Below are 18766 nucleotides of genomic sequence, written 5' to 3' on the forward strand. Positions count from 1 at the left end.
TTCAAGGCTGTGCGGGGCTGTTCCGGGGCTCCCTCCCACAGTGCCTTCCCGCCCCCGCCGCCGGAACCCCCCGTACCCGGAGCGGTGCCTGGACGCGCACGTATGCGGAGGCGCGTCTCGGCCATGTCGGCCCGGCGGACGGGGTCCTTGACTGGTTGCATGACACAGAACAGCAGGAGCGACGGCCTCGTCCTGGGCGCGGCCGCGGTCGCCACCGGCCTGATCGCCGGGGCCTTCTACGTCTTCGCGTGCGCCGTGATGCCGGCCCTGGCCCGCAGCGACGACCGCGTCTACGTCACGGTGATGCGGGACATCAACGAGGTCATCCAGAACCCGGTGTTCTTCCTGGGCTTCCTGGGCGCCCCGCTGCTCACGGCGGTGGCGGCGTGGCAGGCGCGGGGCGCGAGTCACCGGAGGTGGGTGTGGGCGGCCCTGGCGGCCTCCGCCCTGGCCTTCCTGGTCACGGTCGCCTGCAACATCCCCCTCAACGACGCGCTCGCGGCCGACGGCGACCCCACCGCCCTGCGCGAGGAGTTCGAGGACCCGTGGGTGGCGTGGAACGTGGTGCGGGCGGTGTTGCTGACGGTGGCGACGGGGCTGCTGGTGAAGGCCACCGGCAGCCGTGCCCCCGCGGCCGGCTGACCGGGAGTCGGCGTACTTCGCGTCCGACTGACCAGGAGTCGGCGTACGTCACGGCCGATGACTAGGAGTCGGCGTACGTCACGGCCGATGACTAGGAGTCGGCGTATTTCGCGTCCGCCGCCGGGTCCAGGGCGAGGCGGTAGCCCCGCTTCACCACCGTCTGGATCAGCTTCGGGGCTCCGAGGGCCGTGCGGAGGCGGGCCATCGCCGTCTCCACCGCGTGTTCGTCACGGCCCGCCCCCGGCAGCGCCCGCAGGAGCTCCGCCCGGGACACCACCCACCCGGGCCGCCGGGACAGCGCCCGCAGCAGGGACATCCCCGCGGGCGGCACCGGCCGCAGCTCCCCGTCGACCAGCACCGCGTGCCCCCTGATCTCCACCCGGTGCCCCGCGATGGGCAACGACCGGGCCCGGGCGGGCAGTTCCTGGCAGAGCAGCTGCACGAGCGGTCCGAGCCGGAAGCGCTCGGGCGAGACCGTCTCCACCCCCCGCGCCTGCAACGGCAACGCCGTCACCGGCCCGACACACGCCGGCAGCACGTCGTGGTCGAGCGCGGCGAGCAGCTCCGGCAGCAGGCTCCGGTCCTCCGCCCGGGACAGCAGCGAGGCCGCGGCCGGCGCGCTGGTGAACGTCAGCGCGTCAAGCCCTCGCGAGACCGCCGCGTCCAGCAGCCGGTCCACCGGCCCGATGTCCTCCGGCGGCATCCACCGGTACACCGGTACCCCCACGACCTCCGCTCCCCCGGCCCGCAGCGCCTCCACGAAGCCGGGCAGCGGCTCGCCGTGCAGCTGAATGGCGACCCGGCGGCCCTCGACGCCCTCCTCCAGGAGCCGGTCCAGCACCTCGGCCATGGACTCGGACGACGGCGACCAGTCCTCGGTCAGCCCCGCGGCCCGCACCGCACCCTTGACCTTCGGCCCGCGCGCCAGCAGCTCCACCTCGCGCAGCCGGGCGAGGAGCGGCTCCCCGAGCCCCCATCCGTCGGCGGCCTCGACCCACCCCCGGAAGCCGATGGCCGTGGTGGCCACCACCACGTCCGGTGCCTGGTCGATCAGGTCCTTCGTCGTCGCCAGCAGTTCGCTGTCGTCGGAGAGGGGCACGATCCGCAGGGCCGGCGCGTGCAGGACCGCGGCCCCGCGGCGCTGGAGCAGCGCACCGAGTTCGTCCGCCCGGCGCGCGGCCGTGACTCCCACGGTGAACCCCGCGAGGGGGCCGTGTCGCTCTGCGTCCTGCTGTTGCTCGTACATGGCTCTCGTCCCGCACTCGAGTCGTCGTACACAGTCGTACGTGGGTCGTACGTGGTCGTACGTGGTCGTACGTGGTCGTACGTGGGTCGTCCCTACATGCCGACCGAGCCTGTCAACGGCTCGTGACAGGCTCGGTTCCGGTTCATGTCGCCAGTGTTACGTCACACCTCGGCATAGCTGAGCTGCGGCTTCGTCTCGGCGGCGGCCGTGGTCGACCCCTTGTCGGCCGTACGGCGAAGGTATACGGCCCAGGTGACCCCGAAGCAGGCCGCGTAGAAGGCGAGGAAGGCGACGAACGCGCCGGTCCCGGAGCCGTAGGAGAGGAAGGACTGGCGGAAGGCGAGGTTGATGCCGACACCGCCGAGCGCGCCGACCGCGCCGATCAGGCCCATGGAGGCACCGGACAGACGGCGTCCGTAGGCGGCGGCCTCCTCGCCTTCGAGGCCCTTGCCCAGGGCCTTGGCGTGGAAGATGCCGGGGATCATCTTGAAGGTCGAGCCGTTGCCGAGGCCGCTGAGGACGAACAGGACTACGAACGCCACGGTGAACAGTCCGAGCGACTTCTCCATGCTGGCGGCGATGAGGACGGCGGTGGCGGCGGCCATCGCGACGTAGTTCCACAGCGTGATCTTGGCGCCGCCGTACTTGTCGGCCAGCGCGCCGCCCACCGGGCGGATCAGCGAGCCGAGCAGCGGGCCGATGAAGGTGACGTAGGCCGCCTCCAGCGGGGTCCGGCCGAACTGGTTCTGCAGCACCTGCCCGAAGGCGAAGCTGTAGCCGATGAACGAACCGAACGTGCCGATGTAGAGGAAGGACATGATCCAGGTGTGGCCGTCCCGTGCGGCGTCCTTCGCGGCCCCTGTGTCGTTCTTCACGTTCTCGATGTTGTCCATGAAGAGCGCGGCGAGGACGGCGGCGACGAGGATCAGCGGGATGTAGATGCCGAGCAGCACCCGGGGTCCGCCGCTGGCGCCGATGATCGCGAGGGCGGCCAGCTGGATGACCGGGACGCCGATGTTGCCGCCGCCGGCGTTGAGCCCGAGCGCCCACCCCTTCTTGCGGAGCGGGAAGAAGGCGTTGATGTTCGTCATGGACGAGGCGAAGTTGCCGCCTCCGATGCCGGCCAGCAGACCGACCAGGAGGAAGGTGCCGAACGAGGTACCCGGCTCCATCACGGTGAACGCGGCGATGGTGGGGACGAGGAGCAGGCTGGCCGAGATGATCGTCCAGTTCCGCCCGCCGAAGATCGCGACGGCGAAGGTGTAGGGGACGCGGACGACGGCGCCGACGAGCGTGACCATCGAGGTGAGCAGGAACTTGTCGGCGGGGGTCAGCCCGTACTCCGGGCCCATGAAGAGCACCAGCACGGACCACAGGGTCCAGACCGAGAACCCGATGTGCTCGGAGAGCACGGAGAAGAGCAGGTTCCGCTTGGCGACCTTCTCTCCGGTCTCCTTCCAGAACGTCTCGTCCTCCGGATCCCACTGCTGGATCCAGCGACCGCCCCTGCTCGGGGGTGCGGGGGCTGTACTAGGGGCTGTCATGACGCCTCCACGGTGCGACGGGCTCAGGTCCTGCTACGACTGGCTGATCCCGAAAGTAGGGAGGGCGCGTTTCCTGCCTGTGTTTCGCCGGGTGACCGGAAAGGAACTTTGCTCTCACCCCGGGGGCGGGCGGGATGAGAGGTCATGGGTGCTCTGTGTTACGAAGAGCTCCGCGTCAGTACTCGTCGTCCTGGGAGTTCTCGTGGTCCTCAAGGATCCGCAACCCGAGGTCGGACTCCCAGTCCAGGGCCCATAGCCGCAGCTCGGCGATCTCGTCGGGACCGAGCCCGAGGGCGGCGAACTCCTCGTCACCGACCCAGACGACACCTTCGAGCCGGTCACGCAGGTCGTACAGGTCGAACTCGCCCAGCTGCTCCAGCTCGATCACCGAGTAGTACCGGCAGGCCGCATGCACGGCGACGACGTCCTCGGGCGTCCCCCGGTCACGGAGACCGCGCACACTCGCGACCGCCGCGGCCTCTCGCTCCTCATCCCTCATGGAGGTGCACCACACAGAGCCCGTTCCGCGCGGCCGACGCGAAGAGGGCGGTCAACTCGTCCACCAGCTCGGTGAGATCATCCGCGTAACCGTAGGGGACGCCCCCACGCACGGTCGCATCCAGCACGTCGGCCATCCGGTCCGTCACGCCTGCGGTGCCGACCGCGGCGAGGAACTCGTGGACCCGCACCACCTCGTCGGCCGACAGCAGCGTGCACACCGTACCGGCACGGTCGTCCCCGAGGACGGTCCCGCCGTAGGCGGCGAGACCGGCGAGCTCACCCGCGTCCGCGCGCAGCAGCAACTCCTCGACCACCCCCGCTTCCTCCCCCAGGTCGCAGGAGCCCCAAGGAGAGGCGTCGCCCGCCTCCGGTGCACGGAACCGGGCGACGACCTGGTCGAACCCGGCGCCGGTTTCGGTCGTCGGCACGGCCAGGAGGGTCACGTTCATCCGAGGTCGCGCCCGTGGGCCGTCATGCCCCGTGCCCCGCGCGCGCCGTCCCTTTCACCCGTCCCCGCTTCACCCCGTTCGGCCAAAACCGCGGCCTCCTCTTCGCCGCCAGGTCCTCGATCCACCCGAAGGCCAGGATCGCAAGGCCGATCAGCGGCCACACCAGGAAGAACATCCACAGCGTGTCCGTCGAGTCGAGGGCTGCGACCGCGCGGTCGCTCTGCATGAAGGGGAGTCGGTAGGCCAGGTCGATGATCGGGACCGTGGCCATGATGAGCAGGTTGTGCCAGAGGTAGATCGTGACGGCACGGTTGTTGGAGAGGGTGACCAGTTTGTCCCAGCGGGCCAGGCGGCCCGGGAGTTCCTGCCAGGACGGGGAGTACTGGAGCAGGATGACCACGAAACCGAAGGACCAGGCCGCCTGGGCGAGCGGGATGTCGTTCAGGTCCCAGCCCTCGGGGCCGAGGTGGCCCGACGCCCACCACAGGCCGAACGCCATCACCAGCACCGATCCGGAGACCGCGAGATAGCGCGGGACCTTCGCCAGCACTCCCTCGTGGTGCGCGAAACCGAGGACCCAGCAGCTGCCGTAGACCGCGAAGTCGGTGACCGCGTTGCCCAGTTCACCGGGGATGGTCACCAGTCCCGTGCCCACGACGGCCGTCAGCGCCAGCGGGGCCAGCAGCGTCGCCCACGGCACCCTGCGGAACGCCCACAGCAGCAGCGGGGACGCCAGCACGAACCACAGGTACGCGCGGAGGTACCACAGCGGGCCCACCGCCTGGTCCGCCCACGTGCTCTCCAGCAGGTCGTTCGGGAAGCCGACCTCCCAGGGGTACGGCGGTGCCCCGATCGGGATGACGTAGTTGACCAGCTCCAGCAGGCCCCAGGTGCCGCTGTGGTCCGGGTCCTCCGAGAGCTTCCAGCCGCCCAGGAACATCAGCGGCAGCACCACCGCGCTGAACGCCCAGAGCGGGGGCAGGAGTCGGCGTATCCGCCCTCTGATCACGCTCAGGGCGGGGCGGTTCAGCGACCGCGCCATCAACGAGCCCGCCAGCGCGAACATCACGCCCATCGACGGGAACAGCACGGTCAGCCAGGCCCAGCCGAACAGGTGGTACAGGACCACCCGGACCAGGGCGAGGGAGCGCAGGAGGTCCAGGTACCGGTCCCGGCCGGGCTTCCTCGCCTCCGCCTCGGGCGCCGGAGCGGCGAGCCCCGCCGTGTACTCCTGGGTCATCCGACCGGCCTCCGCTCGTCGCTCTCACTGCTCGCCCGTGGCCTCGGCACCGGTCCGCCCGGTGCCTCGACGACTCCCGTGCGGCGCAGCTTCTGCCAGCGCAGGCGGCCCCCGGTGAGGGCCGTGATCCAGGACTGGAGCAGCACGACGTACATGAGCTGGCGGTAGAGGATCTGCTGCAACGGCAGCGAGATCAGGTGGGTCATGCGTTCCCGGTCGAGGCGGAACGCGTAGGCGGCGCAGACCACCTGGATGGCGAGGACGCCCAGCCAGGCCAGGATCGTCTTCCCGGTCGGGCCGAACACGACGCCGTAGAGCAGGAACACGTCGATCAGGGGGGCCAGCAAGGGGGCCACCACCATGAACAACGAGACCAGCGGGAGTCCCACGCGGCCGAAGCGGCCCGACGGGCCCCGCTCCACCAGCGCGCGCCGGTGCTTCCAGATCGCCTGCATGGTGCCGTACGACCACCGGTAGCGCTGCGACCAGAGCTGCTGGACGGACTCCGGTGCCTCCGTCCAGGCCCGCGCCTTCTCGGCGTAGACCACGCGCCAGCCGTCCCGGTGCATGGCCATGGTGATGTCGGTGTCCTCGGCGAGCGTGTCGTCGCTCATGCCGCCGACGCGTTCCAGGGCGGAGCGGCGGAAGGCTCCGACCGCGCCCGGGATCGTCGGCATGCAGCGCAGGACGTCGTACATCCGGCGGTCGAGGTTGAAGCCCATCACGTACTCGATGTGCTGCCAGGCGCCGATCAGCGAGTCGCGGTTGCCGACCTTGGCGTTGCCGGCGACGGCTCCCACGCGCGGGTCGCCGAAGGGCTGGACCAGCTCGCGGACCGTGGACGGTTCGAAGACGGTGTCGCCGTCCATCATCACGATGATGTCGTGGCGGGCGTTCGCCAGACCGCGGTTGAGGGCGGCCGGCTTGCCCGCGTTGAGCTGGCGCACGACCCGGACGTTCGGCAGGCCCATCGCCTCGACGATCCGGGCGGTGCCGTCGCTGGAGCCGTCGTCGATGACGAGCACCTCGATGGGGTGCTCGCTCGCCATCAGGGAACGCACGGTGTTCTCGATGCACTTGGCCTCGTTGTACGCCGGGACCAGCACCGACACCGGCTCGGTGACCGGCTCGCCCCAGCGGAAGTCCTTGCGGCGCACCCGGCGGGCGTGGATGCCGGAGAGCAGCAGCATGAGGACGAAGCGGCCGATGACCAGGGAGCCGATGATCGACAGCCCGACGACGAGGACGTCGGTGATGTGCTCGGAGGCCTGGACCAGGAAGATCCACGCCTTGCCCTTCCACAGCTCGGGTCCGGCGACCGCGGTGTGCGCGGTGGGCGCGTCGAGGGCCTCGGTGAGGTTGTCGAACTCGTAGCCCTTGTCCTTCATGTCGGGCAGGAACCGGTCGAGCGCCTGGACCGTCTGGTGGCGGTCGCCGCCGGAGTCGTGCATCAGCACGATCGCGCCCTTGCCGTTCTTCGGCGTGGCGTTGCTGATGATCTTCCGGACTCCGGGCTTGCGCCAGTCCTCGCTGTCGGTGTTGTTGACGACGGTGATGTAGCCGCGGGTGCCGATGTACTCGGTGACCGGCCAGGACTTGTTGTCCATGGCGTCGGCGAAGGAGGAGTACGGCGGCCGGAACAGCGAGGTGCGGATGCCGGCCGCGCCGGCCAGCGCGAGCTGGTTCTGGGAGAGCTCCCAGTCGATGCGCTTCTTCGACTGGAAGGACAGGTCGGGGTGGTTGAAGGTGTGCAGCCCGACCTCGTGGCCCTCGTCGACCATGCGCTTGACGAGGTCCGGGTAGCGGGAGGCCATGGTGCCGGTGACGAAGAAGACGGCGTGCGCGTGGTGCTTCTTCAGGACGTCCAGGACCCTGGGGGTCCAGGTCGGGTCGGGGCCGTCGTCGAAGGTGAGGACGAGCCGGTGGTCGGGCATCCTCAGGCTGGTGGTGCGGCCGCTGCGGGTGTCGATCACCGGCCCGCCGTCGATGATCTTCTCCGGCACCTTGTCGGAGGAGGCCTCGGGCTGGATGCGGTGGTCGGCGAGGATCTCGCTGTGGACGTAGCCGCGCAGCATCAGCATCGCCATGAGGGCGACGAGGACGAGCACGGGCAGCAGCAGGCGCATGGGCAGGCGACGGCGCCTGGAGCCGTCGGGGGCTCCTGGTGCGGCCCCCGGGCGGCGGGTGCGGGATGCCATCAGAGGATGTACTCCGGGGACGGGGAGGAGAGCGGGGCGCCGGAGGGCACCGGGGCGGAGGTGCCGGGTGCCGAGGTCGGGGACGTCTCCGACGCGATGGGCGAGGGGGCGGCCGGCCCGTCGGCGACCGTGCCGGGTCCGGCGCTGTCACCGCCCGTGGTCTGGGTCGGGGCGACCGAGGGGTCGGGGCTGGTGGTGACGGGTGGGGTCACCGAGGGGCTGGGCGGCGGGGTGACCGACTGCGTCGGCTGCGTCGACGGGTCGGCGCTCGCCGACGGGTTGCCGCCCGGCCGGGTGGCCGTGGCCGGCGCGTCGGCGGACGCCCCCGGTCCGCCCGGGCTCACGGTGGCCCCGGGGGCGGTGCCGCTGAGTCCGGGAGCCGGTGTCACCCCGCCGCTGACCGTCGGGGTGGTCCCCGGGAGCACTCCCGCGCCGGCGGAGGGCGCGGTGGACTCGGCCGGCGTCGGGCTGGTGTCGACCTTGCCGGCCGGGGCGTCGTCCTTGGGGCCGTTCATCGGGATCCAGGGCGCGTTGGAGTTGCCGGACAGCAGGGTGACGACGATGACGACGGCGTAGACCGCGCAGGCCAGGCCGACGGCCATGCCGATCCGGCGGAAGCGCCGACTGCGCCGGCCGGACTCGTCGACGAAGACCGGGCCCTCGGAGCCCTCGGATCCGCCGTCGCCGCCGGAGCGGCCCTCGATACGGTCCTGGCCGTTCAGGCTGATCGCGTCGAGCTGGACGGTCACCTCGTGCGGGTCGTGGGTGCCGCCGGCACCGACGCCGGACTCGTCCCAGGGGTCGCGTACGACGACTCTGCGGCCCGCGGGTTCCGGTTCGTCCCCGGTGTGGTCCGCTGTCGGGGCCCCGGGGAAGTCCCGGTCTCCGTCCGGTCCCGCCGGTGTCCCGGAGCGGTCGGCCGTCGGTTCGGGGCCCTCGGTCCCGACCGAGCCGAAGAGGCCGGCGGCCGGCACTCCGGCCGGACCGGTCGATCCCTTCGAGCGGGTCGAGTCGGCGGCCCCGGTCGATCCTGCCGACCCGGTCGACCCGGCCGTTCCTGCCGACCCGGCCGATCCGGTCAAGCCGTTCAATCCGGTCGAGGCGAACCCTCCGGTTTCCGGGAACGTCTGGGTGGCGCCCCCCGTCGTCGGGATGTCCTGGGTCCCTGATGCGACCTCGGGCCATTCCGGTTGGGCGTCTTCTCGCCAGTTTTTCACGCGCACGCACATCCCCCACGGGCTGATCTGGGCGCGCTTTCGACCTTGAGCACACGTCGGCTGAACCAGGCCCCCACCCGGTCCGAGCGCCCCCCTTACCACACCGTGCTCAGGCCACGAATGTAGCGCACACGGAGGATCCGTGTTTGCCACGTGTCATTTGTGGATGTTCATATCGGCCTCATCGATGGCTGGAATCCATCCATCGGACGGCCGACGGAGCCAACCGTGTTCGACGGACAGTTCGATCGCGGCACGGCGGAGAGCGTCGAAGGCGGGGTGCACCAGACCCCTGCGCCACACCAACGACACGGGCGACAGCGGCACCGGCTCGACCAGCGGACGCAGCACGGTGGCGGGCATGGCCGGAAAATCCAGGACCACCAGAACCGGGTTACGGATCTTCGCCATGAGCCGCTGGAACTCCTCGTCGCCGACCGCGAGCGGCATCGGCGGGGCGATCCGGATACCCCGTCCTTCGAACAGCCGACGAGCGAGATCGGTCCATTCCGGAGTACGCGGATTTCCGGCTCCCGCGTACACGGTCTCGCCCTCCAGCGCGGCGAGCGGCACCCGCTCCAGGGGGGCCAGCCGGTGGTCCTCGGGCAGGACGAGGGCCATGGGCTCGTAGCGCACGGGCTGGTGGTCCAGGCCCGCCCGCAGCGCCGGGTCCAGACCGGCGAACCGGCCGAAGGAGGCGTCGAGGCGACCGGCGAGCAGTTCCCCCGCCGCGCCCGTCAGCCCGCTCTCGTAGCGGGCCATCAGCTCCTGGTCGGGCGCCAGTTCCCGGGCCCGCAGCAGGACGGCGCGGGCGGTGGCCTGGTCGGGGAAGTTCAGGTCCACGAGCAGGGGGCGGGCCTGCGCGAACGCGGCGAGCAGCTCGTCCTGGGCGTCCAGGGCGCGGCGGGCGTACGGCACCAGCCGCTCGCCGTCGGCGGTCAGCGTCACCTGCCGGGTGGTGCGCACGAACAGCTCGGCACCCAACTCCCGCTCCAGCCGCCGCACATCACGGCTGAGCGCCTGCTGGGCGACGTACAGCCGGGCCGCCGCGCGCGTGAAGTGGAGCTCGTCGGCGACGGTGAGGAAGGCGCGCAGGAGGCGGGGGTCGAGGTGGCGGGAGCGTGGGCCGGGGTTGGGGCGGGGGCTGGGCACGGACATCGGGCGAACTTACAACACAGGTGCGTGAATCGCTGCGGAGAAGGTGTTGGACCCCTTGATCGTTGCCGCGCGACGGTGGGCACATGCCGCCATCGAACCGACCGATGTTCACCATGACCGCGGACGCGCTCGTCATCGCCGACTTCGGCCCACGGGCTTCGCGTCGCCGCCGCGCCCCCGGCCCCTACCGCCGCCTTCTCGCCACCCCCGGAGCCCGCGCCTTCACCATCGGGAACCTTCTCGCCCGGCTCCCGATGGGCATGTTCGGCGTCAGCGCGGTCGTGATGATCGCGGGGACGCGCGGGTCGTACGCCCTCGCCGGCGCCGTCACCGCGGCCGGGCTCGGGGCCACGGCGGTCGTCGCCCCGTGGACCGCGCGGCTCGTCGACCGACACGGACAGGCCAAGATCGCCGTGCCGGCCACGGTCCTGGCGGCACTGGGTTCGCTGGCGCTGCTGCTGTGCGTCCACCTCGGCGCCCCGGCGTGGACGCTCTTCGTGTCGTACGCCGCCACCGCAACGACCCCCAATCTCGGCGGCATGTCGCGTGCGCGCTGGGCCCATCTCCTCGACGGCGACGAGAGGTCGCTGCATGTCGCGAACTCCTTCGAGCAGGCCGTGGACGAGGCGTGCTTCATGCTGGGGCCGGTGCTCGCGGCCTTCCTGTGCACGGCGTTCTTCCCGGAGGCGGGGACGCTGACCGGGGTGGTGCTGCTGGTGTCGGGCGTGCTGGTGTTCACGGCCCAGCGTGCGACGGAGCCGCCGGTGCGGGGGCGCGGACCGGCGAAGGCGCCCCTGCGTGCGCCGGGCGTCCCTCCCCTCCTCGCCGTCTGCCTCGCCATGGGTGCCGTCTTCGGCTCCATCGAGGTCGTCACCATCGCCTTCGCCGACACGCAGGGGCACCGCTCGGCGGCCGGCGTCGTGCTCGCGCTCCAGGCGGCCGGGTCGTGCGCGGCGGGGCTGGTCTACGGGGCGGGGAGCCGGACCGGCACCGGCTCTGCGGCGGACCGTTACGTGTGGTGCATAGCCGCCATGACGGCCCTGCTGACCCTCCCCCTGCTGGCCGCCTCCCTCACCGGCTCCCTGCCGGTCCTCGCGGTCGCTCTCCTGATCGCCGGGATGGCGACCGCCCCGACGATGGTCACCGGCATGACCCTGATCCAGCGGCGCACCCCGCCCGGCCACCTCAACGAGGGCATGACCCTCGCCGTGACCGGCCTCCTCGCGGGAATCGCCTGCGGAAGCGCGGCGGGCGGCTGGACGGCGGAACACGTGTCGCCGCTGGCGGGCTACGGCATCCCGGTCACGGCGGGGGCGGTGGCTCTGCTGACGGCGCTGGGGTGGGCTCGACGGTGAGGCTGCCGGGGCGGTGGCTCTGAGGACAGCGCTGGGGTGGGCTCGACGGTGAGCTGGCGGGTGCGGTGGCTTTGATGACAGCGCTGAGGTGGGCTCGACGGTGGCGGCCGGGACGGTGGCTCTGAGGACAGCGCTGGGGTGGGCTCGGCGGTGAGCTGGCGGGTGCGGCTCGGTGGGGGCTGGTCGCGCAGTTCCCCGCGCCCCTGACGCCTGCGGCGCATCCGCGGCAAGCGATAGGCCGCCCGACGGCAGATCCGGCCCGCCACCCACAACCACCACACGACCCCGACCCCGGCCCTCACCACACCGCCGGCCCGGTGGGGGCTGGTCGCGCCGTTCCCCGCGCCGCTGAGGCCTGCGGCGCATCCGCGGCGAACGGTGGGCGACCGCCCACACCCCCCGGCGGCGGATCCGGCCCCTCCCCCACAACCACCGCACGACCCCGCTCCCGGCCCTCACCCGCACCACACCGCCCGCCCGATGAGGGCTGATCGCACAGTTTCCCGCGGCCCCGTGGCGGTCACGGCCTCCCAGCCAAGAGCGCCACAGCAGTCGGGCCCCTCCGACCACGCCGGTACGGACGCCCCCGACCGGAACCTCCGACCGCCCCCCGGAAGACCCGCCCCAGCCACCAGCACCGGCACGACGCCCCCGCCGCACCCCTCCCTCGCACCCCCCGATCGTCGAATCGCTTCACCAGATCCTGTGCAACCCATTGACGACCTTGAGGCCCCCGCATACGTTCCTTCGTCGAAGCGCTTCGACAGGGGCCGTCGAACCGAGTCGAATCAACGACCCCTGCGCGGCGCCCGCCCGAAGCGACCATCCGACTCCCCGGAGGTACGGGATGTTGACGGCACGAAGGCGTGTGGTGGTGACCGCGGTGGTCCTGGCCGGGTCACTGCTGATGACGGCCTGCGGGGACTCCGACAGCGGGTCCTCGGACGGCAAGACCCTGCGGCTGTGGCATTACGAGGGCCCGAGCAGCGCGATGGGCATCGCCTGGAAGGAGGCCATCAAGGAGTTCGAGGCCACGCATCCCGGCGTGAAGGTGGAGTTCGAGGAGAAGAGCTTCGACCAGATCCAGAAGACCGCCCCGATGGTCCTCAACTCCTCGGACGCGCCCGACCTCATGGAGTACAACAAGGGCAACGCGACCGCCGGCCTGCTCTCCAAGCAGGGACTGCTGACCGACCTCACGGAACAAGCGACCGAGCGCGGCTGGGACAAGGCGCTCAGCCCCAGTGTCCGCACCACCAGCCTCTACGACACCAACGGCGTGATGGGCTCCGGCAAGTGGTACGGCGTCCCCAACTACGCCGAGTACACGCTGGTCTACTACAACAAGGACCTCTTCAAGAAGTACGGCGTCGCCGTGCCGAAGTCGCTCGCCGAACTGACCGCCGCCATGGACAAGTTCGTCGAGAACAAGGTCACCCCGCTCGCCAACGGCGGCGCCGCCTACCCCGCCCAGCAGTACCTCTACCAGCTCGCGCTCTCGAAGGCCGACCGCGCCTGGGTCGACTCGTACCAGCTCTACAAGGGGAAGACCGACTTCCACGACGCGGCCTGGACCTACGGCGCCGAGACCTTCGCCGACTGGGTCGAGAAGGGCTACTTCAGCAAGAGCTCCAGCGGCCAGAACGAGGAGGCCGCCGGCGTCGCCTTCACCTCCGGCAAGGCGCCGATCCTGTTCTCCGGCAGCTGGTGGTACGGCCGCTTCAAGACGGACAACAAGTTCGACTGGGGCACCTTCCGCTGGCCCGACTCGAAGCTCACCCTCGGCTCCGGCGGCAACCTCTGGGTCGTACCGAAGGGGTCGAAGAACAAGGAACTCGCCTACGACTTCATCGACATCACCATGTCGAAGAAGATCCAGAACCTGCTCGGCAACTCCGGCGGCGTCCCGGTCGCGGCCGACGCCTCCGCCATCACCGACCCGCAGTCCAAGACCCTGATCGACGACTTCAACACCCTCTCCGAGACCGACGGCCTGGCCTTCTACCCGGACTGGCCCGTCCCCGGCTTCTACGACGTCCTCGTCTCCGCGACCCAGAAGCTGATCACGGGCAGCGAGAAGCCCGAGGGCTACCTCAGCGACCTCCAGGAGGCCTACGACAAGGGCGCGCCGAAGCAATGACGGCGACCGTCGAACGCACCGCGCGGGCGGTCGGCAAGGGCAGCGCCCCCCGCCCCCCGCGCCGCCCCCGCGACTCCTACGCCCTGTTCCTGCTCCCGGGCGCCCTCGCCTTCCTCGCGGTCGTCGTCCTGCCGTTCGTGATGAACACGTATGTGAGCTTCACGGACTGGCAGGGCGTGGGCTCCCCCGAGTGGTCGGGGCTCGCCAACTACCGCGAGCTGGTGGACGACTCCGAGTTCTGGGCGTCCTTCCGGCACAGCCTGTTCATGGTCGTGGCGATGGCGGCGGTTCCGACCGTCCTCGGACTGGTCCTCGCCGCCGCCCTGTTCGACTACGTCGGCAAGCACTTCGGCACCCGGATCGCGGCCGTCCTGCGCGCCTGCTTCTACCTCCCCCAGGTCCTGCCGATCGCGGTCGCCGGCATCGTCTGGAGCTGGATCCTCGCCCCCGACAACGGCTCCCTCAACGCCCTCCTCAAGGCGGTCGGCCTCGGCAGCTGGCAGCAGGACTGGCTCGGCGATCCCGACCTCGCCCTGTACAGCGTCATGGGCGTCATGGTCTGGGTCCAACTGGGCTTCCCGCTGGTCGTCTTCATGGCCGGCCTGCAACGCGCCGACCCCCAACTGGCCGAGGCCGCCGAGCTGGACGGGGCCGGCTGGTGGCGCCGCTTCTGGCACATCACGCTGCCGCAGATCCGCCCGGAGATCTACGTCGTGCTGACCTGGTGCTCGATCGCCGCGCTCAAGGTGTTCGGCGCGGTGTACGTGCTGACCAAGGGCGGACCGGGCGGGGCCACGAACGTGCCGTCCTACTTCTCCTTCACCACGTTCTTCGAGAAGACGCAGGTCGGCTACGGCGCCGCGATCTCCACCGTGCTCACGGTGATCATCCTCGCGCTGTCCCTGATCGGTCTGAAGCTCCAGGAGAGGACGGACGCATGACCACCGCCCTGCGCCGCTACCCGGTGCTGATCGCCCTGTGCGTCGCGGCCCTGTTCATGGTCGTGCCGTTCCTCATCGTCACGGTCAACGCCTTCAAGTCCCCGGCGGAGTACGCCCAGAACGGCCCCCTCAGTCTCCCCGACGGTCTCTACACCGACGGCGTCAGGGACTTCTGGGAGCGCGTCGACTTCGGCCGGAAGCTCGTCAACTCGGTCCTGATCAGCGGTTCGGTGGCGGTGCTCGCCGTGGTCCTGTCGGTCCTCAACGCCTACGCGATCGGCATCGGCCGCATCAAGGGCCGCACCTGGGTCCTCGCCTTCTTCGTGCTGGCGAACATGCTGCCGCAGGAGGCCCTGGTCTACCCCGTCTATTACCTGAGCAAGGAAGTCGGCCTCTACGACACCAGGTTGAGCGTGATCATCGTGTTCACGGTCATCCAGGCGGCCTTCGGCACGTACCTGCTCTCCGCGGTGCTCGGCCAGTTCCCCCGCGAGATCCTGGAGGCGGCCCGGATCGACGGCGCGGGCAAGTGGCAGGTCCTGTGGCGGATCGTCGTCCCGGTCAGCCGCCCCACCCTCGGCGTCCTGCTGGTCTTCTTCTTCATCTGGACCTGGAACGAGTTCCTGCTCCCCCTGGTCATGCTGATCTCCAACGACAACCAGACGGTGTCGGTGGCCCTCGGCGTCCTCCAGGGCCAGCGCCTGATGGACGCCACGATGACCAACGCGGCCGCCCTGCTCGGTGTGCTCCCCGCGATCGTCTTCTTCCTCGTCTTCCAGCGAACCCTCACCCGCGGTATCGCCGTGGGTGCCGTGAAGTAAGGACCCCTCAGATGAAGTTCACCGACGGCTACTGGCTGCTGCGCGAGGGCGTCACCGCCGACCACCCGGCCGTGGTCCACGAGGTCGTCGCGTCGGACGGCGGGCTCGAGATCCACGCGCCGTCCCAGCCCATCCGCCACCGCGGCGACCTGTTGAAGGGACCGGTCGTGACGATCAGCGCCCACGCCCCGATGCCCGACGTCATCGGCATCACCTTCACGCACTTCGAGGGTGAGCAACCGAACCGTCCCGAATTCGCGCTCGCCCGAGAGGAGTTCACCCCGCACAGCGGATCCGACGAGGACTTCGCGACCCTGACCTCCGGTTCCCTGTCGGTCCGCTTCGCCCGCACCGGCCCGTGGCAGGTCGACTTCCTCGCCGACGGCCGGGTCCTGACCAGCAGCGGCACCAAGAACATGGGCATCATGCGGGACGCGGCCGGGGCCCACTACCTGCGCGAGCAGCTCAACCTGGCCGTCGGCACCTCGGTGTACGGCCTCGGTGAGCGCTTCGGGCCGCTGGTGAAGAACGGCCAGGTCGTCGACATCTGGAACGCCGACGGCGGCACGGCCACCGAACAGGCCTACAAGAACGTGCCGTTCTACCTCACGGACGCCGGCTACGGCGTCTTCGTGGACCACCCGGGCAAGGTCTCCTTCGAAGTCGGCTCGGAAGCGGTCTCCCGGGTGCAGTTCAGCGCGGAGACACAGGAGCTGACGTACTACGTCATCCACGGGCCGTCCCCCAAGGAGATCATCCGCAAGTACACGGCCCTCACCGGCCGCCCGGCCCTCCCGCCCGCCTGGTCCTTCGGCCTGTGGCTGTCGACGTCCTTCACGACGTCGTACGACGAGGAGACGGTGACGTCGTTCATCGACGGCATGAAGGACCGCGAACTGCCCCTGTCCGTCTTCCACTTCGACTGCTTCTGGATGCGCGAGTTCAACTGGTGCGACTTCCAGTGGGACCCGCGGGTCTTCCCCGACCCGGAGGGCATGCTCGCCCGGCTGCACGCGCGGGGCCTGCGGGTCTCGGTGTGGATCAACCCGTACATCGCCCAGCGGTCCCCCCTGTTCGCGGAGGGCAAGGCCCTCGGTCATCTGCTGAGGCGCCCCGACGGCAGCGTCTGGCAGTGGGACCTGTGGCAGCCCGGCATGGCCCTGGTCGACTTCACCAGCCCGGCGGCCCGCGACTGGTACGCGTCCAAGCTGGAGGCGCTCCTCGCGCAGGGCGTGGACTGCTTCAAGACCGACTTCGGCGAACGGGTCCCGCTGGACGTGGAGTGGTCCGACGGCTCCGACCCGGAGCGGATGCACAACTACTACACCTACCTCTACAACCGGACCGTCTTCGACGTGCTCCGCAAGCACCGCGGCGAGGAGGAGGCGGTCGTCTTCGCCCGCTCCGCGACCGCGGGCAGCCAGCAGTTCCCGGTGCACTGGGGCGGCGACTGCGAGGCGACGTACGAGTCGATGGCCGAGTCCCTGCGCGGCGGCCTGTCCCTCGGCCTGTCGGGCTTCGGCTTCTGGAGCCACGACATCGGCGGCTTCGAGGGCACCCCGAGCCCGGCGCTCTTCAAACGCTGGCTGGCCTTCGGCCTGCTGTCCTCCCACAGCCGGCTGCACGGCAGCTCGTCGTACCGCGTCCCGTGGCTCTTCGACGAGGAGTCCGTGGACGTCCTGCGCCACTTCACCCGCCTCAAGCTGAGCCTCATGCCGTATCTCTACGAGGCGGCGCGCACCGCCCACACCGAGGGCGTGCCGGTGATGCGGGCGATGGTCCTGGAGTTCCCGGACGACCCCGGCTGCGCGCACCTGGAGCGCCAGTACATGCTCGGCCCCGATCTCCTGGTGGCGCCCGTGTTCACCGACTCCGGGGAGGTCTCGTACTACGTCCCCGAGGGCACCTGGACCCACTTCGTGACCGGGGAGACGGTGACCGGCCCGCGCTGGGTGCGCGAGCGGCACGACTTCAGCAGCGTGCCACTGCTGGTACGGCCCGGCGCGGTGATCCCGGTCGGCGCGGTGGACGACCGCCCCGACTACGACCACGCCGACGGGGTGACCCTGCGGGCGTACGGCCTGGCCCGGGGCGAGCAGGTCACGGTACGGGTCGGAGAGGTCGCCTACACCGTCGTACGCGAAGGGGACACACTGCGGGCGTCCTGCGACGACCCGTCGGCGCCCTGGGGCCTGGCGGCCGGGGACCGGGCGGCGCGGGCGCGGGCCGGTACCGGGTTCCTCTCCCTGGAGCTGGGCTGATGGTGAAGATCACGGATGTGGCGCGACGGGCCGGGGTCTCCCCCAGCACGGTCTCCTACGCCCTCAGCGGCAAGCGCCCGATCTCCGAGGAGACCCGGCAGCGGGTCGAGGACGCCATCCGCGAACTGGGCTACCGCCCGCACGCCGGTGCCCGCGCCCTGGCCGGCCGGCGCGCCAACGTGCTGGCGCTGGTGGTGCCCTTACGCACCGGCATCCACGTCCCGACCGTGATGCGATTCGCGGTGTCGGTGGTGACCACGGCCCGGCGGTACGACCACGACGTGCTGCTGCTGACGCAGGAAGAGGGCGAGGAGGGGCTGCACCGGGTCGCGGACACGGCACTGGTCGACGGCCTGGTCATGATGGACGTCCAACTGGACGATCCCCGGCTGCCGTTGCTGCGCACGCTGGACCTGCCGTCGGTCCTGATCGGCCTCCCCGCCTCCTGTACGGGCCTCACCTGCGTCGACCTCGACTTCAAGGCTGCGGGCGAGGCGTGCGTGGAGCACCTGGCCCGGCTGGGCCACCGCTCGGTCGCCCTGGTCGGCTCCCCGCCGGAGGTCTACGTCCGCCGCACGGCCTTCGCCCAACGGGTGGTCCAGGGCTTCACGGCCGCCGCGGACCGCGCCGGCATGTCCTCGACGGTCCTGCCCTGCGAACCGGACGCGGCCCGCGAGACCGCCGAGCGCCTCCTGCGCGACCAACCGGCGCTGACGGGGGTGGTAGTCCACAACGAGGCCCTGCTGGAACCTCTCCTCGACGCCTTCGCCCGCCTGGGCCTACGGGTCCCCACGGACCTGTCGGTCACCGCGATCTGCCCCGACGAGGTGGCCGAGTCGACCCGCGTCCCGATCACGTCGGTCACCCTGCCGTCGGAGGAACTGGGCGAACGCGCCGTGGAACTCCTGATGAAGCAACTGGCGGGAACAGCCGCACCGGAGTCGACCCTGCTGCCACCACGGATGACGGAACGGGCGAGCACGGGGCGGCGGACGGTTCCGTGAGACGCCGACGCAGGCGTACGGAGAGGGCCCGTACCCGGTCGAGTACGGG

General features: G+C 70.8%; 15 protein-coding genes. 7 read left to right on the plus strand and 8 right to left on the minus strand.

Features of this window, described 5'->3' with window-relative positions:
* Positions 1–159: 159 nt before the first annotated feature.
* Positions 160–642, plus strand: a complete 483-nt coding sequence (locus ACIQJT_RS08765; RefSeq protein ID WP_402641176.1) for a DUF1772 domain-containing protein — start codon at positions 160–162, stop codon at positions 640–642.
* 91 nt (positions 643–733) lie between these two features.
* On the opposite strand, the gene ACIQJT_RS08770 is transcribed toward ACIQJT_RS08765, so the two are convergent.
* From ACIQJT_RS08770 to ACIQJT_RS08805, 8 genes are all read right to left on the minus strand, one after another.
* Positions 734–1888, minus strand: a complete 1155-nt coding sequence (locus ACIQJT_RS08770) for a uroporphyrinogen-III synthase (protein WP_365449678.1) — start codon at positions 1886–1888, stop codon at positions 734–736.
* Positions 1889–2049: 161 nt separating this feature from the next.
* Positions 2050–3432 carry a nitrate/nitrite transporter gene (locus tag ACIQJT_RS08775; RefSeq protein WP_365449676.1) on the minus strand — a complete coding sequence of 461 codons (1383 nt, stop codon included), beginning with the start codon at positions 3430–3432 and terminating at the stop codon, positions 2050–2052.
* 175 nt (positions 3433–3607) lie between these two features.
* Positions 3608–3931 carry a hypothetical protein gene (locus tag ACIQJT_RS08780; protein ID WP_402641180.1) on the minus strand — a complete coding sequence of 108 codons (324 nt, stop codon included), beginning with the start codon at positions 3929–3931 and terminating at the stop codon, positions 3608–3610.
* Positions 3921–4361, minus strand: a complete 441-nt coding sequence (locus ACIQJT_RS08785; RefSeq protein ID WP_402641183.1) for a hypothetical protein — start codon at positions 4359–4361, stop codon at positions 3921–3923. Before ACIQJT_RS08785 ends, ACIQJT_RS08780 begins: the two co-directional genes overlap by 11 nt.
* Before the next feature lie 43 nt (positions 4362–4404).
* Positions 4405–5622: an acyltransferase gene (locus tag ACIQJT_RS08790; RefSeq protein ID WP_402641186.1), complete on the minus strand. Its 1218-nt coding sequence runs from the start codon at positions 5620–5622 to the stop codon at positions 4405–4407.
* Positions 5619–7820 carry a glycosyltransferase gene (locus ACIQJT_RS08795; RefSeq protein ID WP_365449668.1) on the minus strand — a complete coding sequence of 734 codons (2202 nt, stop codon included), beginning with the start codon at positions 7818–7820 and terminating at the stop codon, positions 5619–5621. The genes ACIQJT_RS08790 and ACIQJT_RS08795 overlap by 4 nt, the downstream gene beginning before the upstream one ends.
* Positions 7820–8902: a hypothetical protein gene (locus ACIQJT_RS08800; protein ID WP_402641190.1), complete on the minus strand. Its 1083-nt coding sequence runs from the start codon at positions 8900–8902 to the stop codon at positions 7820–7822. The genes ACIQJT_RS08795 and ACIQJT_RS08800 overlap by 1 nt, the downstream gene beginning before the upstream one ends.
* A 291-nt stretch (positions 8903–9193) precedes the next feature.
* On the minus strand, positions 9194–10195 hold the full coding sequence (locus tag ACIQJT_RS08805; RefSeq protein ID WP_402641193.1) for a LysR family transcriptional regulator: 1002 nt from the start codon (positions 10193–10195) through the stop codon (positions 9194–9196).
* Positions 10196–10278: 83 nt separating this feature from the next.
* Here ACIQJT_RS08805 and ACIQJT_RS08810 point away from each other — a divergent pair, with 83 nt between their 5' ends.
* The 6 genes from ACIQJT_RS08810 to ACIQJT_RS08835 all read left to right on the plus strand — a co-directional run bounded on the left by ACIQJT_RS08810 (position 10279) and on the right by ACIQJT_RS08835 (position 18717).
* Positions 10279–11550, plus strand: a complete 1272-nt coding sequence (locus ACIQJT_RS08810; protein ID WP_402641196.1) for an MFS transporter — start codon at positions 10279–10281, stop codon at positions 11548–11550.
* A gap of 847 nt (positions 11551–12397) precedes the next feature.
* Positions 12398–13690 (plus strand): ABC transporter substrate-binding protein, encoded by a 1293-nt coding sequence (locus tag ACIQJT_RS08815; protein WP_402641199.1) that lies wholly within the window; start codon positions 12398–12400, stop codon positions 13688–13690.
* On the plus strand, positions 13687–14631 hold the full coding sequence (locus ACIQJT_RS08820; RefSeq protein WP_402641202.1) for a carbohydrate ABC transporter permease: 945 nt from the start codon (positions 13687–13689) through the stop codon (positions 14629–14631). The genes ACIQJT_RS08815 and ACIQJT_RS08820 overlap by 4 nt, the downstream gene beginning before the upstream one ends.
* A complete protein-coding gene (locus ACIQJT_RS08825; protein WP_402641205.1) occupies positions 14628–15452 on the plus strand; it encodes a carbohydrate ABC transporter permease in 825 nt (274 codons plus the stop codon). The genes ACIQJT_RS08820 and ACIQJT_RS08825 overlap by 4 nt, the downstream gene beginning before the upstream one ends.
* A gap of 11 nt (positions 15453–15463) precedes the next feature.
* Positions 15464–17713: an alpha-xylosidase gene (gene yicI, locus ACIQJT_RS08830; protein WP_402641208.1), complete on the plus strand. Its 2250-nt coding sequence runs from the start codon at positions 15464–15466 to the stop codon at positions 17711–17713.
* Positions 17713–18717, plus strand: a complete 1005-nt coding sequence (locus ACIQJT_RS08835; RefSeq protein WP_402641211.1) for a LacI family DNA-binding transcriptional regulator — start codon at positions 17713–17715, stop codon at positions 18715–18717. The genes yicI and ACIQJT_RS08835 overlap by 1 nt, the downstream gene beginning before the upstream one ends.
* Positions 18718–18766: the final 49 nt, after the last annotated feature.

This window comes from Streptomyces sp. NPDC091972 (assembly GCF_044756385.1).
Classification (GTDB): domain Bacteria; phylum Actinomycetota; class Actinomycetes; order Streptomycetales; family Streptomycetaceae; genus Streptomyces.